Genomic DNA, 23,187 nt, shown 5'->3' on the forward strand with positions numbered 1-23,187 from the left:
GGAGCGTGGGGGCGCTAGACCCAGGCTTTGAGGTATTCGTCCCAATGCGACTCGGTGGACGCCAGCTCGCCCAGCGTGTCCTTCACCATCGCAATTTCCTGCTCGTACTCGGCTGCGGTCAGGCCGCCACGCATCTTCTGAAAGCGGCAGTACACCAGGTAGGTGTTCATCACGTCGGTCTCGCAGTAGCGGCGAATGTCCTCGGTCTGTCCGGCGAGGTACTGCGCATGGACCTGCGAGCCGTCCATGCCGAGCTTGCCGGGAAAGCCGCAGAGTTTGGCCATGGCATCCAGCGGGGCGTTGTTCTTGGGCGAGTACATGGCCAGCAGGTCCATCAGGTCGAGGTGACGCATGTGGTAACGGCTGATGTAGTTGTTCCACTTGAACTCGCGGTCGTCTTCGCCGAGGTCCCAGTACTTGCCGGCCTCCACGCCGTGGCGCAGACCGCGGTAGTGCAGCACCGGCAGGTCGAAGCCCCCACCGTTCCAGCTCACCAGCTGCGGCGTGTGCTTCTCCACCGCGTGAAAGAAGGTCTGCACCACCTTGCCTTCGCTCTGCCCGTCGCGGTCCACGAACGAGTGGATGCGCAGGCCCTCTGCGTTGCGGAACACGCAGCTGATGACCAGCACCCGCTGCAGGTGCAGCGGCATGAAGTCGCTCTGGCCCTTTTCCTTGCGCTCGGCCAGCCAACCGGCGTACACCTGCTCGTCGGTTTGATCGGCCGGCACGCCGCGCAGGGCGCGCAAGCCGTCCACGTCGGGAATGGACTCGATGTCGAAGACGAGCACCGGCCAGGCCATGTTGGCCCCGGCTCAGCGTTTGGGCAGGTAACCGAGCGGATCGACCGGCTTGCCCAGGCGACGAACCTCGAAGTGCAGCTTCACGCGGTCGGTGTCGCTGCTGCCCATCTCGGCGATCTTCTGGCCCTGGCGCACGGCCTGGTCCTCGCGCACCAGCAGCGCCTGGTTGTGGGCGTAGGCCGTGAGGTAGGTGTTGTTGTGCTTGAGGATGATGAGGTTGCCGTAGCCGCGCAGGCCGGCCCCGGCGTACACCACACGGCCGTCGGCGGCAGCCACCACCGGGTCGCCGATCTTGCCTGCGATCGACACCCCCTTGTTGGTGGTTTCGTCGAAGGTCGACACCACCGTGCCCTGCGCGGGCCAGACGAAGTTGAGATCGTCGGCGCCGGCCGTCGCTGGCGCAACCGGTGCCGGCGCGGGCGCAGGCAGCGGCGTGGCCACCGGGGCCGCAGGGCTGGTGTCGGTCAGCGGACGCGCCACCACACCGGCCGGGTTGACCGGGGTGCTGGCCACGCCGGTGGCCGGTGCCGGCGCAGGCGCAGGCACGAGGTTGATCGGCGGCTGGACGCGCAGCACCTGCCCGACCTCGATCGCATTGGCATTGGCCAGGCTGTTCCAGGCCTGGAGATCGCGCCAGTTCTGGCCGCTGTCCAGGGCGATGCGGTAGAGCGTGTCACCCGGCTTCACGGTGTAGTAGCCAGGCTTGCCGGCGTTCTCGGCGCCGGGCAGCAGCACGGTGTCGGCGGGGCGGGCCAGGCCGCGGTCTTCCACCGGGGCGGGCCCCGAGACGCGGCGGGTCGAACAACCGGCGCTCACCAGCACCACGGCCGCAACGGCGACCACGGTCGCCATTTGCCAGGCGCGACGGCGCGGCTCACGGGGCACGGTCGGTGCCAGGGGAAAACGCATGGACATGAAAACTCCCAACCTGTATCCGGGACGCGCCGCGAGGGGCGGTCCCGATTGAAAAAAGCGCCCCTACCGCCCAAGGCGGTGGGTGACTCAAGCGATGCCCGATTTTAGAGGCACAAAAAACACGGCCTCCAGCTCGGTGCGAACGGTGCCGGTGGCGGTTTTGTCGACCACCACCAGGTTCTGTTTGCCCGCTGCGGTGACCGCAGGCGCGACCAGCCGGCCGCCGACGGCGAGCTGATCGATCCAGGCCTGGGGGATGTCGTTGCCACCGGCAGCGGCAATGATGGCTGCGTAGGGCGCGCCCCTGGGGTAGCCGAGCATGCCGTCGCCGAACAGCAGGTGCAGGTTGGAGACCCGGAAGGCCCGAAGGTTCTCGCGCGCCTTTTCGTGCAGGCCGCGCAGCCGTTCGATGCTGTAGACCTCGTGCGCCACCTGGGCGAGCACCGCCGCCTGGTAGCCGCAACCGGTGCCGATCTCCAGCACGCGGCCGAGTTTTCCGCCGTGGCCGGCGCACAGCAGTTCGATCATGCGGGCCACCACGCCCGGTTTGGAGATGGTCTGGCCCAGGCCGATCGGCAGGCTGGTGTCTTCGTAGGCCTGGTTCACCAGCGCTGAGTCCACGAAGCGGTGCCGCTCCACCGCCTGCAGCGCCGCCAGCACACCGGCATGGCTCACACCTTGCGCCTGGATCTTGCGCACCATGGCGGCCCGAACGGCCGACGAATCCATGCCCAGCCCCCCGGGAGCCGTGGGTCGCAGGACGACCGCGGGCTTGACGGCCGGGCGGGCCAGTGGCTGCACGAGAGCCCTGGCGGGTTGGGAAACGCGTGCCTGCGGCGCACGCACCGCAACGCTCCGGGGAGCGACCGGCAGCCGGGCCGGAAAGGTCGGCCGGGCCTTGCCGTCGTCTTTCAAGAAGCGGCTCCCCCGGCGCTCACGGCCTCGGGCGCTGCCGACAGGCCCGCGGCGGTGGGTGCCCAGTAGGCCAGGTGATCGTGGTCGGTCAGGTCCACCTTGAGGGGCGTGATGGTGGCGTAACCCTGCACGGCGGCATGAAAGTCGGTGCCTTCGGCGTCGTCCTTGGCCGCACCGGCGCTGCCGATCCAGTACATGGTGTCGCCGCGCGGGTTGGTCTGGGAGATCACCTGCTCGGCTGCGTGGCGCCGGCCCAGTCGCGCCACCTTGAAGCCCTTGATGTCGGCGATGGGCCGGTTGGGAATGTTCACGTTGAGCAGCCAGGGGTCTGCGGGCGCGCCGTTTTCCAGCGAGGGCAGCAGCTGTGCCACCAGGCGCGCTGCGATGCGGCCCGCGTCTTCCAGGTGCCCCCAGCCTTTTTCGGTCTGCGAGAACGCAATGGCCGGAATGCCGAACAGGTAACCCTCCATCGCGGCGCCCACCGTGCCCGAGTAGATGGTGTCGTCGCCCATGTTGGCACCGTTGTTGATGCCGGAGACCACCAGATCGGGCCGGTAACCGAGCAGGCCGGTGAGTGCGATGTGCACGCAGTCGGCCGGTGTGCCGTTGACATACCGGAAACCGTTGTGCGCGGTGTGCACATACAGGGGTGAATGCAGGGTCAGCGCGTTGGACTTGGCGCTGTTGTTGTGCTCGGGCGCCACCACCTCCACATCGGCCAGCCCCTTGAGGGCCTCGTACAGCGCCACCAGGCCGGGCGCCTGGTATCCATCGTCGTTGGAGATGAGTATTTTCATTGCCGCGATTTTAGGTGGGTTCCCCCCGGTCACGCTTGAGACAGACAGCGGGCTTACCCGCTGCAACCCCGGTCTTGCGCTGCCTATCATGGGCCGACCATTGACGCAACCGAGGAGACGGCATGCACGCCTGGCTTTGTGAGAACCCCGTGGGCGTTGACGCCCTGACCTGGAAAGAACTGCCCACGCCCGAGCCGAAGGCGGGCGAGGTGCTGATCGAGATCGAGGCGGCGAGCCTGAACTTTCCCGACCTGCTGATCGTGCAGAACAAGTACCAGATGAAACCGGCCCTGCCCTTCGTGCCGGGATCCGAGTACGCCGGCGTGGTGCGCGCCGTGGGCGAAGGTGTGAAGCACCTGCCGGTGGGCCAGCGCGTGGCCTGCCTCAGTGGCACCGGGGGTTTCGGCACCCACACGATCGCGCCCGCGGCCCTGTGCATGCCGCTGCCCGCCGGCTTCCCGGCGGTGGACGCGGCCGCCTTCATCATGATCTACGCCACCTCGTGGCACGCCCTGATGGACCGCGCTGCACTCAAGGCCGGTGAAACCGTGCTGATCCTGGGCGCGGCCGGCGGTGTGGGCACGGCAGCGATCCAGATCGCCAAGGCGGCCGGCGCGCGTGTGATCGCCGCGGCCTCCAGCGACGAAAAGTGCGAGCTGTGCAAACAGCTCGGCGCCGATGCCACCATCAACTACAGCGTGCACACGCCCAGGGAAGGCCTGCGCGAGGCCATCAAGCAACTCACCGACGGCAAGGGCCCGGACGTGATCTACGACCCGGTGGGTGGCGACTTCGCCGAGCCGGCCTTTCGCTCCATCGCGTGGCGCGGCCGCTACCTGGTGGTGGGTTTTGCCAGCGGCCCCATCCCGTCGCTGCCGCTCAACCTCACCCTGCTCAAGGGCGCGAGCATCGTCGGCGTGTTCTGGGGCGACTTCGCGCGCCGCGAACCCAAGGCCAACGCCCAGATGATGCAGGCGCTGGCGCAGATGTACGCCAGCGGCCAGGTCAAGCCGGTGATCGACCAGACCCTGCCCATGAGCGAGCTGCACAAGGCCTACGCCATCATGGGATCGCGTTCGGTCAAGGGCAAGCTGGTGATGGTGAACACCCCGGCCTGATCGCCTGCGCCGGGCCCCTCAGCCCAGCCCGAGCAGGTGCGCCAGCCCATGCGGCTCGGCGGGCCGCTCCAGCATCAGGTGGCGCTCCAGGTCCCGCAGGTGCTGGTCCATCAGGGCCACCGCCTCGTTGGCGTCGCCGCGTGCGATGCAGTCGACGATGCGCTCGTGCTCGTCGTGCTCGCAGGCCGCGTTGCCCGGTGGCTGGTGCACCGCCACGATCAGCGAACAGCGCGAGACGATCTCGATCAGGTAGCGCTGCAGGATGGGGTTGCCCGAGAGCTCGGCCAGGCGCAGGTGATAGGCGCTGGCCAGGCGCGCCCACGACGGCTGGTCGAAGCGGTGCATCACCTGGTGTTCTTCCTTGAGCTGCGCACGCAGCGCCTTCAGGTCGGCCGGTGTGGCGCGTTCGGCCACCAGCCGCACGATGGCGGCTTCCAGCGCGCGCCGCGCTTCGAAGATCTGCTGCGTCTCCTCGCGCGTGGGCACGGCCACGATGGCCCCCCGGTTGGGCCGCAGCTGCACGATGTGGTCGTGCGCCAGCTTCTGCAGCACCTTTCGCACCACCGCGCGGCTCACGCCGAACAGTTCGCACAGCGGCGCCTCCGGCAGCTTGGTGCCGGGCGCCAGGCGTTGGCTCATGACGCTGTCGAACACCGCGCGGTAGATGCGCGTTTCAACATCGGCCTCGGCGGTCTCGACAGCCGCCGGCGGCGACGCGGGCCGGGCCGGCGGCGTCCGGCGTTTGCGGGCCGGGGGTTCAGCGGTGTTGGGCATTCAATATTCCTTGCAGTTGCTGCGCCATTCTGATCAATGCCAGGTCGCTGCCGGCCGGCCCGAGCAGCGAGATACCCAGCACGGTGCCGTCTGGCAGGGCCAGCGGCAGGCTCACCTGCGGCAGACCGGCCAGGCCGGCGATGCAGGTGATGGCCATGGTGCGCAGGCGCACGGCGTCCACGTCGGCGGGGTCGGCGTCGCGGCGCGGCGCCAGGCTGGCGGCCGAGGGCAGCACCGCCACAGCGTCGGCGCCCAGCAGCGCGCGCACCCGTGTGCGGATCTCCGCTGCCTGCGTGCGTGCGCGGGCGGCGGCGTCATCGGTCACGGCGCTGGCCGCGCGCCAGCGCGCGCCGATGGCGGCGCCGAACACCGGTTGGTGCTCGGTGATCCATGCGCCGTGTGTGGCCCAGCCTTCGTGGGCGCCGGCCGTGGCGTAGGTCTGGCGCCAGTCGCCCAGGGGCGTGTCTGCGGCCACGCGCAGCGTTTGTGGATCGGTGTGCAGCAGCGTGGCCAGGGCATCGCGGGCCCGCTGCAGCGGTTCGGAAAACACCGGGTCGGCCAGCTCCCAGGCGTCTTGTGGCACGAGCACGCGCGTGGCTGTGAAGCTGGCAGGTGGCAACAGCACGGCGCCCACGCGCTCGAAGGTGGTGGCTTCATGCGCCAGCCAGGTCACGGTGTCGAACGCGGGATGCAAGGGCACCAGGCCCTCGGCCGACACCAGGCCGTGCGTGGTGCGCAGGCCCCACAGGCCGGCGTAGCTGGCCGGCACGCGGGTGGAGCCGCCGGTGTCGGTGCCCAGCGCAAAGTCGACCAGGTGCGCGGCCACCGCCGCGCACGAGCCGCTGGACGAGCCACCGGTCACGCAGTCGGGCGCGGCGCTGTTGATGGGCGTGCCGTAGTGCACGTTGTCGCCGTGCAGGCTGTAGGCCAGTTCGTCGGTGAGCACCTTGCCCATGAGGGTGGCACCGGCGCCCAGCAGCTGCGCCACCACCGGACTGTGTTCGGTGGGCGCGGGGTGCGTGGCCAGCCAGGTCGGGTTGCCGGCGCCGGTGGGATGGCCGGCGACATCGAACACGTCCTTGGCGGCGAACGTCAGGCCGTCCAGCGGGCCGCTGGCAGCGGACGGGATCACAAACCGGCCGTGTGGCACCCAGGCGCCCACGGTGTCGACGAGGGGGAAGCTCATGTCGGCTTTCATGCAAAAAAAGCGGGGTCGTTCAGCGCCAGGCCGTCGACGTGGTCGCAGATCGCACCTGGCGTGGTGAACCAGACCTCGCCACGGTCGCGCGCCGCGCACAGGTGCTGCAGCGCGCGGCGCAGGTGGCGCAGCCGGTAGGGCTGGCCCACCAGGTAGGGGTGCAGCGCAATGCCCTGCACCAGCGGCTGCGCGCGCGCCTGCTCCAGCATCTCGTCGGTGTTGTCGATGATCATTTGCGCGAAGTCCTTCGCGTCCATCTGGCGCGCCACGATCATGGGAATGTCGTTGAGCTCCTGCGGATACGGCACGGCCCACAGGCCCTGGCCGTCGCGCGTGCGCATGCGCACAGGCTGGTCGTCGTGGCACCAGTTGAGCGTGTAGGTGTAGCCGGTCTCGCTCAGCAGGTCGGGGGTGCTGCGACTCTCGGAAATCCAGGGAGAGAGCCAGCCGCGCGCATCCGCACCGCTCGCGGCGTTCATGCGCTCGCGGCACAGCACGAGCAACTCGCGCTCGGCGGCCTCGTCGAGCACGCCCTGTCGCTCAGCGTTGCTGTGGCCATGGCCCACCAGCTCGTCACCGCGTGCCACCAACGCCGACACCAGCTCGGGGCAGTGGTCGTACAGCGCGGTGTTGATCAGTGCGGCCGTGGGCAGGCCGAGCTGGTCGAAGAGCTCGAGACAACGCCAGGCGCCGACGCGGTTGCCGTATTCGCGCCAGCTGAAATTGAGCACATCGGGCTGCGGCGATCCAGGGCCGATGCCGGCGCCCAGCCCCTCGCCGAACGCGAAGTGCTCGATGTTGAAACCGAGGTAGACCGCCAGGCGCGCGCCGTTGGGCCAACGGTAGTCAGCCCGGCGCGTGATCGGGCGGTAGGCGAAGCGCCCGTGGTCGGGCAAGGGTCCAAGGTACTGGGCAGACATGGGCCAGGCGCTCACAAGGTTTCAAGGCCGGCGCGCACCAGCAGCCATTCGGCGCTGTCGTTCCACACCTCCATCAGCGTGATCAGGCCGTGGCTCACCACGTAGCGGTCCACGTAGCGGTTGCCTTCGAACGGCGTGCCGTCGGGCCACTCGCCGTACAAGGTGCCGATGCTGTAGACCACGGTCGCGGCCGCGCTGCCGCCGGCCACCGTCTCGGTGCACTCGATGCGTTTTTTCACCCAGCGGTAGCGCGTGGCATTGAAGGCCGAGCACTCGGCCGGGTCGCTCATGGCGCGTCCGCCGGTGAAGCGGATGCGCAGGCCCGGGGCGACAAACCGGCGCGCGCCGGCGGGGTCGGGAATCATGATGATGCGCAGGAACTCGTCAACCACCCGGGCCGGCGAGAGGGACTGCAAGGAGGCTTCGGACATCGGTTTCTCCACAAAAACGCACCGTGTTGAGGAATCGTGCACCGCCTTGGTTGCTGGTCTGCAGCGGTTGTGTGCACGTTCGAAGTGCGTGCAAGACACGTGCCAGATTGTTAACAATCTGATTTTCACTGTGTCTACATAAGGAAGCAAGTCTTGGCGACAAGGTTGGCACGGCACTTGCAAACGAACGCCTGCAAAGACGGCATGCAAGCCGCCCGCGTCACCTCCGCCCTCCCCTCACCTCATCTGGAGTCCTGCCATGTCCTCTTCCGTCTTCTCCACCCGCCGCGCCCTGTTGGCCGCCGGCTTCGTCCTCGCCGGCACCGCCCTCGCCGGCCAGGCCATGGCCCAGTCGGGCGAGCCCATCAAGCTCGGCCTGGTCACGGCGCTCTCCGGCCAGTCGGCACTCGCCGGCGAATCCATCACACGCGGCATGCAGATCGCCATCGACGAGATCAACGCCAAAGGCGGCCTGCTGGGCGGGCGCAAGCTCGAACTGGTGCGTCGCGACGACGAGGCCAACCCGGCCAAGGGCGTGATCGCGGCGCGCGAGCTGATCTACCGCGAAAAGGTGGCGGTGGTCTTCGGTGGCCTGGACACGCCCGTGTCCATGGCCATCGTGCCGCTGATCAACCAGGAAAAAGTGCCGTTCATGGGCCCGTGGGCCGCCGGCACCGGCATCACCAAGAACGGCGCCGAGCCCAACTACGCCTTCCGCGTCTCGGCGGTGGACGAGATCGTGGACGTGGGCATGCTGGCCTACGCCCAGAAAACCTTCAATGCGAAGAAGCCCGGCCTGATCCTGGTGAACAACCCCTGGGGCGAGAGCAACGAAAGAGGCCTGAAGGCGGCCATGACGGCCAAGGGCGTCATGCCCGCCGGCGTCGAAAAGTTCGAGGCCAACGACGTGGACATGGTGCCGCAGCTCACGCGCCTGAAAGCCGCCGGCGCCGACACCTTGTTCATGGTCGGCAACGTCGGCCCCTCGGCGCAGGTGGTCAAGTCGCTCGACCGCATGGGCTGGAAGGTGCCGGTGGTCTCGCACTGGGGCCCCGCCGGTGGCCGCTTCACCGAACTCGCCGGCCCGAACGCCAAAGAGGTGCACTTCGTGCAGACCTACAGCTTCTTCGGCAAGCAGGGCCCGGTGGGCGAGCGCGTGATCAAGGCCATGATGGCCAGATACCCCAACGTGAAGACGCCCGCCGACATCTCGCCGGCCGTGGGCGTGGCCAACGCCTACGACGCCACCCACCTGGCAGCGCTCGCGATCCAGGCGGCCGGCTCCACCCAGGGTGAGGCGGTGCGCCAGGGCTTCTACAAGATCGACAAGTACGAAGGCCTGATCAAGACCTACGTGAAGCCGTTCACTCCCACAGTGCACGACGCGGTCACGTCTGACGACTATGTCTGGGCGCAGTTCATCGACAACCGCATCGTTCCCGTGGGTTCAACAAACTGAGGTGCCCCCACGCTCCGCCGCTGCGCGGGTCGCTGCCCCCCGGGGGGGCTGATCCGGCTTGGGGCGGCCCGGCGCCGGATCTGGTGCCCCCACGCTCCGCCGCTGCGCGGGTCGCTGCCCCCCGGGGGGGCTGATCCGGCTTGGGGCTGCCCGGCGCCGGATCTGGTGCCCCCACGCTCCGCCGCTGCGCGGGTCGCTGCCCACGGGGGGGTGGCCCTGCCTTTTCTTTTTCACAAGGACTCTGGATGTTGGAGTTGTCAGCGCTGGTCAGCGGCCTCGGCCTGGGCAGCATGTATGGGTTGATGGCGCTCGGGTTCTACGTGACCTACGCCGTCTCGGGCACGGTCAACTTCGCGCAGGGCAGCTCCATGATGCTCGGCGCGGTGTTGACCTTCACCTTCGCACAGACCTTCGGCTGGCCCGGCTGGGCGGCGGTGATCCTGGCGCTGGCGCTGTGTGCGCTCTACGGCCTGCTGGTCGAGGTGCTCGCGGTGCGGCCCTTCGTCAACCGCGGCTCCGACGCCTGGCTCATGGCCACGGTGGCCATGGGCATGGTGCTCGACAACGTGGTCATGTTCACCTACGGCAAGGAGCCGCGCAGCCTGCCGTCTCCGCTGGCGCAGGCGCCGCTGGAGATCGCCGGCACCAACCTCGGCGTCTACCCGCTGCAGCTGCTGATTCCGGTGGTGGGCCTGGCGCTGGCCGCCGTGCTGCATACGCTGTCGCGCCGCACGCGCTGGGGCGTTGCCATGCTGGCCGTGGTGCAGAACCGCCCGGCTGCGCGGCTGATGGGCATTCCGATCCGGCGCGCGGTGGCGGTGGCGTTCGCGCTGTCCACGCTGTTCGCCGGCGTCGCGGGCGTGCTGATCGCGCCGCTGTTCAACGTGCATTCCGACATGGGAACGCTGTTCGGGCTGAAGGCCTTTGCGGTGGCCATCCTGGGCGGCATCACCAGCGCCTGGGGCGTGATGATCGCCGGCCTGCTGTTCGGTGTGGTCGAGGCCATGATCACCTCCACGCTCGGCTCGGGCTACACGCAGATCATCACCTTCGCGCTGGTGATCGTGGCGCTGGCCTGGCGACCCAACGGGCTGTTTGGCCGTGCCGAGGTGAAGAAGGTATGAGCACGCGCCCTTCCTCCAAACCGCTCCTGGGTCTGGGCAGCGGCTGGCAGATCGCCGCGGTGGCCGCCGTGCTCGCGCTGGGTGCCGTGCTCGCGCTCACGCTCAACGGCTACTGGGTCTTCGTGCTGGCCAACGTGGCGCTGCTGGCCATCGTGGGTGTGGGCCTGAACGTGCTGGTCGGCCTCACTGGCCAGGTCTCGTTCGGCCACGTGGGGTTCTATGCCATCGGCGCCTACACCATGGCCATCCTCACCACCAAGACCGGCCTGAGCTTCTGGCTGGTGTGGCCGATCGCGGCACTCATCGGCGGGCTGTTCGGTGCGCTGGTGGCCCTGCCGGCGCTGCGCGTGAAAGGCCCGTACCTGGCCATGATCACCATCGCGTTTGGCCTGATCGTGGAGCACAGCATCGTCGAGGCCAGCGGCCTCACCGGCGGGCAGAACGGCATCATGGGCCTGAGCGCCCCGTCGCTGGGCAGCCTGGCCCAGGGCGAACGCGCGATGGCGCTGCTGGCCATCGAAGCCGCCGGGCTGGCGCTGGCCGCCTATGCCTGGCTGTCGCGAGGCACCTGGGGCGCAGCCATGCGCGCGGTGCGCGACGCCGAGACGGCGGCCGAATCGGTGGGCCTGAACCCGCTGACCATCAAGACCGTGGCGTTCGCCGTCTCAGCCCTGTGCGCCGCCGCAGCCGGCGCCTTGTTCGCCCCGCTCTCGGGCTTCGTCACGCCGCACACCTTCGGCTTCGTGCAGTCCATCCTGTTCGTGCTGGTGGTCATGATCGGCGGCGCGGGCTCGGTGGCCGGCCCGCTGGTGGGCGCCATCATCGTCGGCCTGCTGCCCGAGCTGCTCTCGGGCCTGGAGGAATACCGCCTGCTCTTCTTCGGCGCCATGCTGCTGCTGGTGCTGTGGGTCGCACCCGACGGTGTGGCCGGCCTGGTGCGCCGCCTGCGCGAGCGCCTGCTGCCGCGCAGCGCTGCTGCAGTTTCGGCGCCTGGCAGCGCCACGCTGGCCCTGCCCGCGCGCGTGCGCCAACCCATCACCGCGCAAGGCCTGACCATGCAGTTCGGCGGCGTGCGCGCCGTGTCCGACCTGCACTTCACCGCGCCGGCTGGCCAGGTCACCAGCCTGATCGGCCCCAACGGCGCGGGCAAGTCCACCGCGCTCAACATACTGGGCGGTTTTTATCTGCCCACCGCGGGCGCCTTCGCGCTCGGCGGCCAGGCCTTGCAGGGCCAGAACGCCATGCAGATCTCGCGCTGCGGCGTGGCCCGCACCTACCAGACGTCCCAGCTCTTCGGGTCCCTGAGCGTGCAGGACAACGTGGTGATCGCCATGCAGCGCGGTGCGCTCGGCCCGCTGCTCGGCAGCGCGCGGCGCAGCGCCCCCGCACTCACCGGGCGCGCGCGACAACTGCTCGCCTTCTGCGGCTACACCGGCCACCCCGACACGCTGGCCGGCGACCTGCCGCATGTGGACCGCCGGCTGGTGGAGATTGCGCGATCGCTCGCCACCGACCCCGACGCCCTGCTGCTCGACGAGCCCGCCGCCGGCCTCTCGCGCGAGGACAAGCTGCGCCTGGGCACGCTGCTGCAACGCATCGCCGACGCGGGCCTGACCGTGCTGCTGGTCGAACACGACATGACCCTGGTGATGGACATCAGCCACCAGGTGGTGGTGCTCGATGCAGGTGTGAGGCTGGCCGTGGGCTCGCCGGTGGAAGTGCAGGCCGACACTGCCGTGCAACTGGCCTACCTGGGCGAAGCCCTGGAGACTGAAGCTTCAATACCGCGCGACAACACCACGCACCGGCCCGAGATGCTCGGCGTGGGCTCACTCGTCGCGGGCTACGGCGCCTCACCCGTGCTGCACGGCATCGACCTGCAGGTGCGGCGTGGCGAGGTGGTGGCGCTGCTGGGCGCCAACGGCGCGGGCAAGTCCACGCTGATGAAGGCGCTGGCGGGCCTGCACCGCCCCATCCAGGGCGGCATCCACCTCGAAGGTCGCGAACTCATGAACATGGGCGCCGAACAGGTGGTGGCCCAGGGCGTGGTGCTGGTGCCCGAAGGCCGCCAGGTGTTTCCCGAACTCAGCGTGCTCGACAATATCCGCCTGGGCGCTTTCCTGCAGACCGGGGAGCGCGACGCGCGGGTCGAGGAACAGTTGCAGCGCTTTCCGCGCCTGCGCGAGCGCCTGCACCAGCGCGCCGGCCTGCTCTCGGGCGGTGAACAGCAGATGCTGGCCATCGCACGCGCCCTGATGTCGCGCCCGCGCATCCTGCTGCTCGACGAACCCTCGCTGGGTCTCGCACCCAAGGTGATCGCCGAGCTCTTCGCCGCGCTCGACGCGCTGCGCCGCGAAGGCATGACGCTGCTGCTGGTGGACCAGATGGCGGGCCTCGCGCTGGCGCTGGCCGACCGCGCGTATGTGATGGAAGAGGGCCGCATCGTGGCGCAGGGCAGCTCGGCGGAGATCGCGGCCAACGGCGCGCTGGCGCAGGCCTACCTGGGCGACGCCCACGCGAAACCTGCCCCGCGGGAGGCGGCCAGCGTGGACTGAGGACCGCATACGATGCGGTGGGCCCGCCCACCGGGAGCAGGCCACCCCACCCTCACCCACGCCGCTCATGAACCACGAAACCGACTACCACGCCGAGCCCTGTCGGCAAGCCCGCACCGACCTGGCGCTGGCCCTGCGCGCCGCCGCGCGCTTCGGCCTGTCCGAAGGCGTCTGCAACCACTTCAGCCTGGAGCTGCCCGACGGCTCGGGCCGCTTCCTGCTGAACCCGCGCGGACTGCTGTGGAGCGAGGTGCAGGCCGACGACATCGTGATGGTGGACGTGCACGGCGAGGCCCTGGCCGGACGCCACCCGGTGGAGTCCACCGCCATGCACATCCACAGCGGCATCCACCGGCTGGCCCGGCAGGCCGTGGTGCTGCACACGCACATGCCCTATGCCACGGCGCTCACGCTCACGCAAGACCGCGCGCTGGACACGACCCTGTCGCAGAACGCCATGCGCTTCCATGGCCGGGTGGCCATCGACCCGCACTACAACGGCCTGGCGCTGGACGCGCGCGAGGGTGAACGCATCGCGCGCGCCATGGGCACGGCCGACATCGCCTTTCTGGCCAACCACGGCGTGGTGGTGTGCGGCCCTCGCATCGACCACGCCTTCGACGACCTCCACTACCTCGAGCGCGCCTGCATGGCGCAGGTGCTGGCCCAGTCCACCGGGCGGCCGCTGGCGCCAGCCGACGCGGCCACCGCCGCACGCGTGGCCAGCCAGATGCACAGCGAGCGCCTGCAGTCCGAGCTCTTCTTCGAGGCCCTGCGCCGCACCGTCTGAGCCTGCGGGCGCTTGCCGCCGGCGGATCGAGGGCGCGTTGCGTCACCACCAGGACAGCCCCACAGGGCAAACCCCATGCGCGCGCCACCGGGCTTCGTGCCCAATGCTCAGTGGCCCGAGCGTTCGGCGCCGCCAAGGAGTTTCCCGATGAGCCAGCCGATCCTCGACCATGTCTACACGCACGAACGCGAGCGCGCTGACCAGCCTTTCCTGACGCAGCCCGTCGGCCAGGGCGAGGTCGTCACCTTCACCTGGGGCCAGACGATGGACCAGGCACGGCGCATGGCAGCCCACCTGCGGGCCCAGGGCTTCGAGCCCGGCGCACGCATCGCCATGCTGGCCAAGAACAGCGCGCACTTCTTCATGGTCGACCTGGCGGTCTGGATGGCCGGCGGCACCACGGTGGCGATCTTTCCCACCGAGTCGGCCCACAACATCCGATACGTGCTCGAGCACAGCGAAGCGCGCCTGCTGTTCGTGGGCAAGCTCGACGACTGGGAACGCCAGGCCGCCGGCGTGCCCTCCAGCCTGCCCTGCATCGCGCTGCCGCTGGCGCCCGAGTGCGGATTCGAGCGCTGGGACGACATCGTCGCCCGCACCGAGCCGCTGACCGGCGAGCCTCAGCGCGCGACCGACGAACTGGCCCTGCTGCTCTACACCTCGGGCTCTACCGGCCAGCCCAAGGGCGTGATGCAGACCTTCGGCAGCGTGAGCGCGGCCACCGAGTGCATCGCCCAGGAGATGAGCCAGCGCTTTCCCGAGGGCACCGAGCTGCGCGTGCTGTCGTATCTGCCGCTGGCGCACTGTTTCGAGCGCGCCTGGGTGGAATGCCAGGCCTTTGTGCGCGGCGACATGCAGGTGTATTTCACCGACACCGCGGCCACCTTCATGCAGGACCTTCAGCGCGCGCGGCCCACGCTGTTCATCTCGGTGCCGCGCCTGTGGACCAAATTCCAGCAGGGTGTGCTGGCGAAGATGCCGGCGGCCCAGCTCGATGCGATGCTCGACAACCCGGCCACCGCCGCGGCGGTCGGTGCGAAGGTGCTCGCCAGCCTGGGGCTGGACCAGGTGAAGAACGCCGGCAGCGGCTCTGCCCCCCTGCCCGCCGAGCTGCTGGTGTGGTACCGGCGCCTGGGCCTGAACCTGTTCGAGGGCTACGGCATGACCGAAGACTTCGCCTACTCGCACGGCGGCGACGGAGACGCTTCGCTGCCGGGTCACGTGGGCCGGCCCTACCCCGGCGTGCAGGCCCGACTGGCCGACGACGGCGAGATCCTCGTCAAGTCGCCCGGGCGCATGGCCGGGTACTACAAGCAGCCCGAACTCAACGCCGAGGCCTTCACCGACGACGGCTTCTTCCACACCGGCGACCTCGGCGTGCTCAATGCCGACGGCGTGCTGCGCATCACCGGGCGCAAGAAGGAACTCTTCAAGACCGCCAAGGGCAAGTACGTGGCGCCGGTGCCGATCGAGAACCTGCTCAATGCCCACCCGATGGTGGAGCTGGCCCTGGTCTCGGGCGTGGGCCAGGCCACGCCATACGCGGTGCTGGTGCTCGACGAAGCTCTGCGCCCGCGACTGGTCGACCCCGCCGTTCGGGCAGAAACGCAGGCCGCGCTGGAGGCGCTGCTTCAGCAGGTCAACGACCAACTCGCGAGCTACGAGAAACTGCAGTTCCTGGTCGTGGCCAGCGAGCCCTGGAGCATCGAGAACGGCTGCCTCACGCCCACCATGAAAATCAAGCGCAGCCGCATCGAGGCCGCGCTGGAGCCGCACCTGCCGCAGTGGTACGAGCAGCCCCGTGCGGTGGTCTGGGCCTGAGGCCTTGCCTGCCCGTCACAGGCTCTGGAACGCGCTTTCTTGCGGGGTGAGCAGGCCCGCCACCGCGTCCGGCGTCAAGGGCTTGACCGCATGGTGGCGGATCAGGCCGATGGTGTTCGCCGTGGCCTGATCGACCGACCACGACGACGAGGTCAGCATGTTCAGCGCAAACGCCGCCTTCGGGTGGAGCCGCTCGCTCAGCGCGCGGGCCACCGCGAAGCCGTTCATGCCGGGCATGTTGATGTCCAGAAACACCAGTCAAAAGACACACCGCCAGCGAGGCGGTACGGCCCGGCGTGCAGGGCGTCACGCCATGGCCTGCGTGGCGACCGCAGGCTGCGGTCCGGGCCGCGTCAGATGAAGCGCTCGATATGAATCAACGCGCCTTCGTCGAAATGGTCGAAGTTGCGGTGGATGGCGTGCGCCGCCCGGATGAGGTCGGCCTCGACAAAGCGCGGGCAGTCGATCGCCCAGAGTTGCAACGGAATGTTGGCGGCGGCCGCCAGCATGGGCCCGCTGGGCGCCCAGAACAGCGTGCCGCTGTCATGGCCGACCCGCAGGTCCTGGAAGTTGTACTGGTAGCGGCGCGTGAACATGACCGCCACGAAACGCAGTGCCGCCGCCATCGCCACCGCCTGCGTCTGGCCGTCCGAGACGAACTGGTGCTGCACGTACTGCATGCCCAGCTCCAGCGTGGGCAGGTCTTCGATGCCGGGGATCACCGGGTACGGCGCCAGTGCAGCGCGGTCGGTCTGCAGCTTGTTGCCCATGAGCTTGAGCGCACGCCGCGCCGCCTGCACGAACAGCAGACGAGGCACCGGCTGGCAGGCGGCCTCGGGGTCGATCCGCACCACGGCGCAGGTGCCCGGGCGCTTGCTCCGGTCGTCAGGCTCGTTGTTCATGGCGTTTCGTGCAGCGGGTCGCCGTCAAGCCAGCCGATGCAGCTGCGTGCCCACGCTGCCGCTGAAGGCCAGTGGCCGATGGCCGGGCAGGCGGTTGGCGAGATGCGCGCCAGGCATGGCTGCGGGAGATACGTCCACGGGAGTTCCTGGTGGGTTGAGATACCTCCTGTATCGGTCGCGCCCGCAGGATCTTGATGGCTGGACCGGCATCGGCACGCGGTCGCCGGCGTGCGCGTGCGGATCAGCCCGCTTGATCGACCTGCAGCGGGCTGCCCACCTGCGGTTGGGCGGGCAGGTCGCCCGACAGCTCGGCGCGCTGCCGCGGGAGACAGTCTGCGTACCCGCGTTGCATGAAATCCAGCAGACCTTCGCGCACCTCGCAGCGCAGGTTCCAACTCGCCGAGGCCGAGACCGAGGTCACCAGGCAACGCAACTGCATGGCCTGCGCACCGGCTTCCGTCACCTGGAGCGTCGCCAGGCGCCGGTCCCAATGCGCCGAGGCTTCGCACAGCCGTTGCAGTTCGGCGCGCAGCGGCGCCAGCGGCATGCGGTAGTCCACCCACAAAAACACCGTTCCGATGAGCTCCGAACTGCTCCTCGTCCAGTTCTGGAACGGCTTCTCGATCCAGTACTGCAGGGGCACGATCAGGCGGCGCTGGTCCCAGATGCGAACCACCACATAGGTGCCGGTGATTTCCTCGATCACGCCCCATTCGTTCTCGACGATGACCACATCGCCGAGGCGGATGGGCTGGCTCAGCCCGATCTGCAGGCCGGCGATCAGGTTGCCCAGCACGGGGCGCGCCGCAAAGCCAGCCACGATACCGACCACCCCGGCCGACGCCAGCAGACTGGCCCCGATCTGGCGCGCCGCGGGAAAGGTCATCAGCATCAAGGCCAGCCCGACCAGCACCACCAGGCCCTGCAGGGACCGCGCCAGCACCCGCGTTTGCGTCTGGATGCGGCGCGCCTCGAGGTTGTTGGCCATTTCCGTCGGATGGGCCGCTATCACGCCTTGCCCCAGGCCCCGCACGGCGTTGGACACCAACCATGTCGCGCAGCCGATCAGCAGCAAGGCCATCGCACGCTGAACGCCGCCAAGCCCCGGTGCATCGTCGGGCGCGCCCTGCAGCACCAGGTTGACGAACAACATCGGCAACAAGCCAATGGACGGGGAGCGGATGCTGGTGGCCACGCTGGCCGCCACCGGCGCGTCCCGCGTGGCACGCCGCACCACCCGTTCGCCCACCCGGAACACCAGACTGGCAGCGAGAACGCCCACCAGCATGCTGCCCAGCATGGGCAGCCAGGTCACGAGCGCGGGTGGAAACCAGAAGGGAAAGTTCATGTCGCAGGGTAATGCATCCAGGGGCCAGCGAGACCCGGGCGAAAAACCTGGGTCATCGCACCGGTATGCCCCTCGTCAGCGGGGTGCTCGCTCGCCGGGTCAGCGCCCGCGCACCAGCCACAGGGCGCCGTGCGCCAGCGCCACCTCTTCGCAATCGACCTCGCAGGCCGGCCCGGCCCGGTCGATCACCAGGAAATCCCCAGGCGCATCGAGCGCGATCAGCGGGTGGTGCCAGGTGCCGCGAGCGTAGTTGACGCCCTGCCCCGGCCCGGCCAGAAAACAGCGGATGCCCTGCGGCCCGGGTGCATCGCCCGGCGGCGCGACCACCACCAGAAACGGCACGGGTGCCAGCGCGACGAACGCCTGGCTGCCCAGGAGATGGCGCTCCATCACCGTGATGGCCAGCGGGAAGCGCCTTGGCAAGGCCTTGAAAAGGCTCACCACGGTGTGACCACCCTCGGCGGTGTCGACTTGCGCGAGATCGTGGTAACGCTCGGCAAAACCCTGGTTGATGGTGAAGTGGTGCGCCGCGTCGCTGGCCTCGATCACGTCGCCGAACGGACGAAAGGCCTCTGCGGTGAGGGCTTCAATGGTCAGGGTGTTGGGCGTGGTTGTCATGGGTTCTCGGCCGTCGATGCCTTGCCGTTCAGCATTGTTCACTTCCGGCACCGGACCGGCGCCCTGGACGAGGGGGTTCTGGTGCGTGCCGCCGTGGTTGGAGCAGGCGGATTGTCGCCGCCGCAGGACCCGGACCATCACGCCGGCTCGGCGCGGTGCATCCGATGGCCGGTCTGCAAGGCGTCCGGGGAACCCTGGTGGGATGCATGCCGCAAGCACCAGGACACCCCGGACGAAATCACCCACGCGTTGCGCGCGCTCAATGCGTGGCGCTGCCCGAGGCCAACAATCACACCATCGTTCACGCATCTCCAGCGCTTTCCGGGACAAGGTACCCCCATGACGACCCTGCTCACGACCGAGCCCGTTCAACTCGGACCTTTGGCACTGCCGGGCGATCTGGTGCTGCCGCACCGCCCACTCGGCCTGGTGATGTTCGTCCACGGCAGCGGCAGCGGGCGCCACAGTCCGCGCAACAGGTGGGTGGCCGACGTCTTTCATCGGCACCACCTGGGCACGCTGTTGTTCGACCTGCTGACCGAAGAGGAGGCGCAGGACCGGCGCAAGGTGTTCGACATCGAATTGCTGGGCCGGCGCGTGGTCGAGGCCATCCACTGGACCAGCCACCACCCCGAACTGGCCCACCTGCACCTCGGGCTGTTCGGCGCCAGCACGGGTGCGGCGGCGGCCCTGGTCGCTGCCGCCGGGCAGCCCGCCAGGGTGGCGGCTGTGGTCTCGCGCGGCGGGCGACCCGATCTGGCCATGGACGCCCTGCCGCAGGTGCAGGCGCCCACCTTGCTGATCGTGGGCGGGCTCGACACCGAGGTGCTGGCGCTCAACCGCCAGGCCCTGCGCCGGCTGAAAGCGCCCCGGCGACTGGAAGTGGTGCCCGGTGCGAACCATCTGTTCGAAGAACCGGGTGCGCTGGGCAGCGTGGCGATCTTCGCCTCCTGCTGGTTCGAGCAGTACCTGGGCATCGAGAGACACCCGTGAGCAAACCCGTGTGGATCGACACCCAGGCCACAGCGCACCCAGGCAGCGCGATGGCACCGGCCACGGTCTTCCGGAACCGCGCCCAGGCCGGCCGCGCACTGGCCAGCGAGTTGCTGCAACTGGGCCTGCAAGGTCGTGTGGTGGTGCTGGCATTGCCGCGCGGCGGCGTGCCGGTGGCCGCAGAAATCGCCAGCGCGCTGGGGGCACCGCTGGACCTGTTGCTGGTCCGCAAGATCGGCGCGCCGTTCCAGCCCGAACTGGCGGTCGCCGCGGTGGTCGATGGCTCGCCACCCGAGCTGGTGGTCAACGAAGACGCCGCCGGGCTGCCCGGCGTCAACGATGCCTGGATCCAGCAACAGCTGCCGGCCGCGCTGCGCGAGATCGAGCGGCGCCGGGGCGTGTACCTGGCGGGACGACCGCCGCAGCCGGTCGAGGGGGCCACCGTCATCGTGGTCGACGACGGCGTGGCCACCGGCACCACCCTGCGGGCCGCGCTGCGCGCGCTGCGCCGGCGCCGCCCGGCCCGCCTGATCGTCGCGGTGCCGGTGGGGCCTCGTGCCACCATGGTCGGCTTGAGCGACGAGGTGGACCAGGTGGTCTGCCTGCTGGAGCCCCGGCCGTTTCGCGCCATCGGCCTGCACTACCTCGACTTCCACCAGCTGACCGACGACGAGGTGCGGGCGGCGCTGGGTACCGCCCAGCCCGGTTGAAGCCGCTCAGGCCCGGGGAGGCGCCTCCCTGGCGAAACTCACCAGCACCAGGTCGGCGATGCGGCTCTTGTCGGCCACGCGGCGGGTGCGCACCCGCAGGTGTTGCACACCGATGCCGTCGAAGGCGTGGCTGAGCGAGCGCTCTTCGGCGGGACGCTGGCCCGTCCGCACCGCGTCGAGCAGCTCGTGCATGGCGGCAAAGTCCCACTGCCGGTTGGCGATCTCGTAGAAGCCGCGGCCCAGGGTGCCTTCCGGCTGACCCCCGAACAGGTCGAGAAAGGCGCGGTTGGCGGTGAGCACCTGCAGCTGGTCGTCGAGCACCACCAGCGGTTCGTACACCGTGTCCACCACCGCCTCGGCCAGGTCGCGCGCCTGGCGCATCGCCAGCGCCAGCACGCGTTCGGTCACATCGTTGAAGGTCAGCACCACGCCGTCGATCACGTTGTCCACCGTGCGGTAGGGCTTGATGCGCGCGAGGTACCAGGTGTTGCCGGTGGTGCGCACCTCGCGCTCCAGCGGCGTGAGCGTGTCCAGCACGCCCTGCGCGTCGCCCAGCAGGTCCACATCCTGCAGGTCGCAGCGGATGTCGGCCAGCGGGCGGCCCACGTCGGAGGGCACCAGCCGGAACACCGAGGTGGCGTCGCGGGTGAAGCGGCGGATCAGCAGGCGGCGGTCGAGAAAGACCGAACCCACGTTGATGTTGTCGAGCAGGTTCTTCATGTCGTCCTGCATGCCGGTGAGCTGTTCCACCTTGGTCTGCAGTTCCGAGTTCACCGTGACCAGCTCCTCGTTGACCGACTGCAGCTCCTCCTTCGAGGTTTCCAGCTCCTCGTTGGTGGACTGCAGTTCTTCGTTGGTGGACTGCAACTCCTCGTTGGTCGACTGCAGTTCCTCGTTGGAAATCTGCTGCTCCTCCACCATCGCGCCCAGCGTCTGCTTGCTCAGCATCAGCTCGTGTTCCAGCGCCTGCAGCCGCTGTGCCTCGGTGCTGGCAGCGGCCTTGCGCCGCCGCGTCGGCCCGCGCGCCGGCGACGGGTCCAGCTCCTGGAAGCTGAACAGCAGCAGGCTGCGGCTGGGCTCGGGTCCGGCGATCGCGCGCACGCTCAGCGTCACGGTCTGCACGCTGTCATCGACCTTGTGCAGCACCTCGCAGCGGGTCGGGCTCAGGTCGCCCGCTGCGGCCTTCTGCAAGGCCGCACGCACATCGACCTGCAGGCTCTCGGTGGACATGTCCACCACGTTGTGCGTGGGCTGGCCCGGGGCCAGCCGCAGGTAGCGGCCGGTCTCGCCGTGCACGAACAGGATGTCGCCCTGCAGGTCGGTGAGCACCGAGGCCGGCGCGAAGGCCTGCAGCAGGGTGCGCCGCGCGAGGTCGGCGGCGGCGGCCTCGCGCGGCTTGGTCACCGCCGGCGGCATGGCCGTGCCCGCCGGGTCGGTGGTCCACGACAGGCGGCTGCTGATCACCGCGCGCCGCGAGGCCAGGGTGGGCCGGGCGCGGTAGATGTTGAGCCGCCGGTCCAGGGTTTCGAACAGCTCGCCGTGGCTGCCGATGCTCTCCGACGGCGACAGGCACAGCACACCGCCGGGGCGCAGCGCGTAATGAAAGATCGGCACCAGCCGGTCCTGCAGTTCGGGCTCGAGGTAGATCAGCACATTGCGGCAGGTCAGCAGGTCCAGCCGGGTGAAGGGCGGGTCCTTGATGACGCTCTGCACCGCAAACACCACCATCTCGCGGATTTCCTTGCGCACCCGGTAACCGCCCTCCTCCTTGATGAAAAAGCGGCGCAGGCGCTCGGGCGTGACGTCCTGCGCGATGTTGGGCGGGTACAGGCCCGCACGGGCCACGGCCACCGCGTCGGCGTCGATGTCGGTGCCATAGATCAGCACCGGCCAGTCGCGCCGCTGTTCATCGGCCAGCTCGCGCATCAACATGGCCACCGAATAGGCCTCTTCACCGGTGGCACAACCGGCCACCCAGACGCGCAGGGTCTCGTGTTCGCCCCGGTGCGCCAGCAACGCCGGCAGCACCTCGCGCTTGAGCGTGTCGAACACCGCCGCATCGCGAAAGAAGCTCGTGACGTTGATCAGCAACTCGCGAAACAGCGTCTGCACCTCGGGCGGATGCTCCTTGAGGTAGCGCTCGTAGGTGGCCAGGTCCTCGATGCCCTGCTGCGTCATGCGCCGCTCGATGCGCCGACCCAGGGTGCTCTTCTTGTACTGCGAGAAATCGTGGCCGGTGCCCAGGCGCAGTTGCATGAGCACGCCCGCCAGCTGGCGCGAGGCGGCGCTGTCGTCGGCGCTGCGAGGGCGGGCACCGAGCCGGCGGGCATGCGCCAGCAGCAGCGCCGGCATCGCCTCGACCGCCAGCGCCTGGGTGGCAAAGCCCGACTTCAGCGCGCTGGCCGGCATGCCGTCGAAACGTGCGCTGGAGGGCTCCTGCACCAGGCCCAGGCCACCCGCGCCGTGCACGGCACGGATGCCCAGCGTGCCGTCGGTGCCGGTGCCCGAGAGAATGATGGCCACCGCCGCTTCGCCCTGGTCGGCCGCCAGTGCGCGGAAGAAACTGTCGATCGGCAGGTGGCGCCCGCGCGGCTCGCTCGGCAGGCTCAGGCCGAGCACGCCGCCCGCAATCACCAGGTCGCGGTTGGGCGGAATCACATGCACCCGGTTCGCCTGCACCGGCATGCCGTCGGTGGCCTCCACCACCGGCATGGTGGTGCTGCGGCGCAGGATCTCGGCCAGGATGCTCGGGTGGGTGGGGTCGAGGTGTTGCACCAGCACGAAGCCCATGCCGCTGTCCGGCGGCATGGCGCGCAGGAACTGCTCGAACGCCTCCAGCCCGCCGGCCGAAGCGCCGAGCGCCACCACCGGACAGGGGGGAGCGCCTGTCGGCGCATCGGCGTCCGGGCGGGTGCCGGACGGTGGGGGCTGTTTTTTCGTGACCATGTCCGCTCCTCGATGCCGGGTATTGTCGCCCGGTCAACCCCGCCGGGGACTCC

21 protein-coding genes are annotated in these 23,187 nt (G+C 69.4%); 8 read left to right on the top strand and 13 right to left on the bottom strand.

What is annotated here, in order from left to right:
• Positions 1–14 precede the first annotated feature (14 nt).
• The 4 genes from QUV35_RS01815 to surE all read right to left on the bottom strand — a co-directional run bounded on the left by QUV35_RS01815 (position 15) and on the right by surE (position 3,427).
• Positions 15–800, bottom strand: a complete 786-nt coding sequence (locus QUV35_RS01815) for a 3'-5' exonuclease (protein ID WP_300870429.1) — start codon at positions 798–800, stop codon at positions 15–17.
• 12 nt (positions 801–812) lie between these two features.
• Positions 813–1,652, bottom strand: a complete 840-nt coding sequence (locus QUV35_RS01820; RefSeq protein WP_300870524.1) for a peptidoglycan DD-metalloendopeptidase family protein — start codon at positions 1,650–1,652, stop codon at positions 813–815.
• A gap of 150 nt (positions 1,653–1,802) precedes the next feature.
• The gene (locus QUV35_RS01825; RefSeq protein WP_300870525.1) at positions 1,803–2,444 is read right to left on the bottom strand and encodes a protein-L-isoaspartate(D-aspartate) O-methyltransferase; all 642 of its coding nucleotides are present in this window, start codon (positions 2,442–2,444) and stop codon (positions 1,803–1,805) included.
• Positions 2,445–2,626: 182 nt separating this feature from the next.
• The gene (gene surE, locus QUV35_RS01830; protein ID WP_300870430.1) at positions 2,627–3,427 is read right to left on the bottom strand and encodes a 5'/3'-nucleotidase SurE; all 801 of its coding nucleotides are present in this window, start codon (positions 3,425–3,427) and stop codon (positions 2,627–2,629) included.
• Positions 3,428–3,549: 122 nt separating this feature from the next.
• Here surE and QUV35_RS01835 point away from each other — a divergent pair, with 122 nt between their 5' ends.
• A complete protein-coding gene (locus QUV35_RS01835; protein ID WP_300870431.1) occupies positions 3,550–4,545 on the top strand; it encodes an NADPH:quinone oxidoreductase family protein in 996 nt (331 codons plus the stop codon).
• A gap of 18 nt (positions 4,546–4,563) precedes the next feature.
• Here QUV35_RS01835 and QUV35_RS01840 read toward each other — a convergent pair whose 3' ends face one another.
• From QUV35_RS01840 to QUV35_RS01855, 4 genes are read right to left on the bottom strand one after another with little or no spacing between them, the layout of a single operon-like run.
• Positions 4,564–5,319: a GntR family transcriptional regulator gene (locus QUV35_RS01840; RefSeq protein ID WP_300870432.1), complete on the bottom strand. Its 756-nt coding sequence runs from the start codon at positions 5,317–5,319 to the stop codon at positions 4,564–4,566.
• On the bottom strand, positions 5,303–6,505 hold the full coding sequence (locus QUV35_RS01845) for an amidase (RefSeq protein ID WP_300870433.1): 1,203 nt from the start codon (positions 6,503–6,505) through the stop codon (positions 5,303–5,305). Before QUV35_RS01845 ends, QUV35_RS01840 begins: the two co-directional genes overlap by 17 nt.
• Before the next feature lie 8 nt (positions 6,506–6,513).
• Positions 6,514–7,437 (bottom strand): polysaccharide deacetylase family protein, encoded by a 924-nt coding sequence (locus tag QUV35_RS01850; RefSeq protein WP_300870526.1) that lies wholly within the window; start codon positions 7,435–7,437, stop codon positions 6,514–6,516.
• Positions 7,438–7,448: 11 nt separating this feature from the next.
• Entirely contained in the window at positions 7,449–7,868 is a 420-nt protein-coding gene (locus QUV35_RS01855; protein ID WP_300870434.1) for a nuclear transport factor 2 family protein, read from the bottom strand.
• 259 nt (positions 7,869–8,127) lie between these two features.
• Here QUV35_RS01855 and QUV35_RS01860 point away from each other — a divergent pair, with 259 nt between their 5' ends.
• The 5 genes from QUV35_RS01860 (at position 8,128) to QUV35_RS01880 (ending at position 15,617) form a co-directional block, all read left to right on the top strand.
• Complete coding sequence (locus QUV35_RS01860; protein WP_300870435.1) at positions 8,128–9,327, top strand: ABC transporter substrate-binding protein; 1,200 nt, start codon at positions 8,128–8,130, stop codon at positions 9,325–9,327.
• Between the two features lie 245 nt (positions 9,328–9,572).
• A complete protein-coding gene (locus QUV35_RS01865; RefSeq protein ID WP_300870436.1) occupies positions 9,573–10,451 on the top strand; it encodes a branched-chain amino acid ABC transporter permease in 879 nt (292 codons plus the stop codon).
• The gene (locus tag QUV35_RS01870) at positions 10,448–13,006 is read left to right on the top strand and encodes an ATP-binding cassette domain-containing protein (RefSeq protein ID WP_300870437.1); all 2,559 of its coding nucleotides are present in this window, start codon (positions 10,448–10,450) and stop codon (positions 13,004–13,006) included. Before QUV35_RS01865 ends, QUV35_RS01870 begins: the two co-directional genes overlap by 4 nt.
• A 67-nt stretch (positions 13,007–13,073) precedes the next feature.
• Positions 13,074–13,796, top strand: coding sequence for an aldolase (locus QUV35_RS01875; RefSeq protein WP_300870438.1), 723 nt, complete (start codon positions 13,074–13,076; stop codon positions 13,794–13,796).
• 147 nt (positions 13,797–13,943) lie between these two features.
• The gene (locus tag QUV35_RS01880) at positions 13,944–15,617 is read left to right on the top strand and encodes an AMP-binding protein (RefSeq protein WP_300870440.1); all 1,674 of its coding nucleotides are present in this window, start codon (positions 13,944–13,946) and stop codon (positions 15,615–15,617) included.
• Between the two features lie 15 nt (positions 15,618–15,632).
• Here QUV35_RS01880 and QUV35_RS01885 read toward each other — a convergent pair whose 3' ends face one another.
• From QUV35_RS01885 to QUV35_RS01900, 4 genes are all read right to left on the bottom strand, one after another.
• A complete protein-coding gene (locus tag QUV35_RS01885; RefSeq protein ID WP_300870441.1) occupies positions 15,633–15,854 on the bottom strand; it encodes a hypothetical protein in 222 nt (73 codons plus the stop codon).
• 116 nt (positions 15,855–15,970) lie between these two features.
• The gene (locus tag QUV35_RS01890) at positions 15,971–16,519 is read right to left on the bottom strand and encodes a hypothetical protein (protein WP_300870442.1); all 549 of its coding nucleotides are present in this window, start codon (positions 16,517–16,519) and stop codon (positions 15,971–15,973) included.
• Between the two features lie 241 nt (positions 16,520–16,760).
• Complete coding sequence (locus QUV35_RS01895) at positions 16,761–17,867, bottom strand: mechanosensitive ion channel domain-containing protein (protein ID WP_300870443.1); 1,107 nt, start codon at positions 17,865–17,867, stop codon at positions 16,761–16,763.
• 99 nt (positions 17,868–17,966) lie between these two features.
• Positions 17,967–18,485 carry an ureidoglycolate lyase gene (locus QUV35_RS01900; RefSeq protein ID WP_300870444.1) on the bottom strand — a complete coding sequence of 173 codons (519 nt, stop codon included), beginning with the start codon at positions 18,483–18,485 and terminating at the stop codon, positions 17,967–17,969.
• Between the two features lie 339 nt (positions 18,486–18,824).
• Here QUV35_RS01900 and QUV35_RS01905 point away from each other — a divergent pair, with 339 nt between their 5' ends.
• On the top strand, positions 18,825–19,478 hold the full coding sequence (locus QUV35_RS01905; protein ID WP_300870445.1) for a dienelactone hydrolase family protein: 654 nt from the start codon (positions 18,825–18,827) through the stop codon (positions 19,476–19,478).
• On the top strand, positions 19,475–20,188 hold the full coding sequence (locus QUV35_RS01910) for a phosphoribosyltransferase family protein (RefSeq protein ID WP_366945384.1): 714 nt from the start codon (positions 19,475–19,477) through the stop codon (positions 20,186–20,188). The genes QUV35_RS01905 and QUV35_RS01910 overlap by 4 nt, the downstream gene beginning before the upstream one ends.
• 6 nt (positions 20,189–20,194) lie before the next feature.
• Here the strand turns inward: QUV35_RS01910 and QUV35_RS01915 are convergent, their stop codons facing one another.
• Positions 20,195–23,134, bottom strand: a complete 2,940-nt coding sequence (locus QUV35_RS01915; protein WP_300870446.1) for a chemotaxis protein CheB — start codon at positions 23,132–23,134, stop codon at positions 20,195–20,197.
• Positions 23,135–23,187: the final 53 nt, after the last annotated feature.

The organism is Hydrogenophaga sp. (genome assembly GCF_030373225.1).
In the GTDB taxonomy this organism is placed as follows: domain Bacteria; phylum Pseudomonadota; class Gammaproteobacteria; order Burkholderiales; family Burkholderiaceae_C; genus Hydrogenophaga.

What these genes read in the sequence shown, in the direction of transcription:
- QUV35_RS01865 (WP_300870436.1), top strand. Translation starts at nt 9,573, where the DNA reads ATGTTGGAGTTGTCAGCGCTGGTCAGCGGCCTCGGCCTGGGCAGCATG.
- QUV35_RS01885 (WP_300870441.1), bottom strand. Translation starts at nt 15,854, where the DNA reads ATGCCCGGCATGAACGGCTTCGCGGTGGCCCGCGCGCTGAGCGAGCGG.
- QUV35_RS01880 (WP_300870440.1), top strand. Translation starts at nt 13,944, where the DNA reads ATGAGCCAGCCGATCCTCGACCATGTCTACACGCACGAACGCGAGCGC.
- QUV35_RS01895 (WP_300870443.1), bottom strand. Translation starts at nt 17,867, where the DNA reads ATGAACTTTCCCTTCTGGTTTCCACCCGCGCTCGTGACCTGGCTGCCC.
- QUV35_RS01835 (WP_300870431.1), top strand. Translation starts at nt 3,550, where the DNA reads ATGCACGCCTGGCTTTGTGAGAACCCCGTGGGCGTTGACGCCCTGACC.
- QUV35_RS01870 (WP_300870437.1), top strand. Translation starts at nt 10,448, where the DNA reads ATGAGCACGCGCCCTTCCTCCAAACCGCTCCTGGGTCTGGGCAGCGGC.
- QUV35_RS01850 (WP_300870526.1), bottom strand. Translation starts at nt 7,437, where the DNA reads ATGTCTGCCCAGTACCTTGGACCCTTGCCCGACCACGGGCGCTTCGCC.
- QUV35_RS01820 (WP_300870524.1), bottom strand. Translation starts at nt 1,652, where the DNA reads ATGGCGACCGTGGTCGCCGTTGCGGCCGTGGTGCTGGTGAGCGCCGGT.
- QUV35_RS01900 (WP_300870444.1), bottom strand. Translation starts at nt 18,485, where the DNA reads ATGACAACCACGCCCAACACCCTGACCATTGAAGCCCTCACCGCAGAG.
- QUV35_RS01845 (WP_300870433.1), bottom strand. Translation starts at nt 6,505, where the DNA reads ATGAGCTTCCCCCTCGTCGACACCGTGGGCGCCTGGGTGCCACACGGC.
- QUV35_RS01905 (WP_300870445.1), top strand. Translation starts at nt 18,825, where the DNA reads ATGACGACCCTGCTCACGACCGAGCCCGTTCAACTCGGACCTTTGGCA.
- QUV35_RS01860 (WP_300870435.1), top strand. Translation starts at nt 8,128, where the DNA reads ATGTCCTCTTCCGTCTTCTCCACCCGCCGCGCCCTGTTGGCCGCCGGC.
- QUV35_RS01890 (WP_300870442.1), bottom strand. Translation starts at nt 16,519, where the DNA reads ATGAACAACGAGCCTGACGACCGGAGCAAGCGCCCGGGCACCTGCGCC.
- QUV35_RS01840 (WP_300870432.1), bottom strand. Translation starts at nt 5,319, where the DNA reads ATGCCCAACACCGCTGAACCCCCGGCCCGCAAACGCCGGACGCCGCCG.
- QUV35_RS01825 (WP_300870525.1), bottom strand. Translation starts at nt 2,444, where the DNA reads ATGGATTCGTCGGCCGTTCGGGCCGCCATGGTGCGCAAGATCCAGGCG.
- QUV35_RS01855 (WP_300870434.1), bottom strand. Translation starts at nt 7,868, where the DNA reads ATGTCCGAAGCCTCCTTGCAGTCCCTCTCGCCGGCCCGGGTGGTTGAC.
- QUV35_RS01915 (WP_300870446.1), bottom strand. Translation starts at nt 23,134, where the DNA reads ATGGTCACGAAAAAACAGCCCCCACCGTCCGGCACCCGCCCGGACGCC.
- surE (WP_300870430.1), bottom strand. Translation starts at nt 3,427, where the DNA reads ATGAAAATACTCATCTCCAACGACGATGGATACCAGGCGCCCGGCCTG.
- QUV35_RS01815 (WP_300870429.1), bottom strand. Translation starts at nt 800, where the DNA reads ATGGCCTGGCCGGTGCTCGTCTTCGACATCGAGTCCATTCCCGACGTG.
- QUV35_RS01875 (WP_300870438.1), top strand. Translation starts at nt 13,074, where the DNA reads ATGAACCACGAAACCGACTACCACGCCGAGCCCTGTCGGCAAGCCCGC.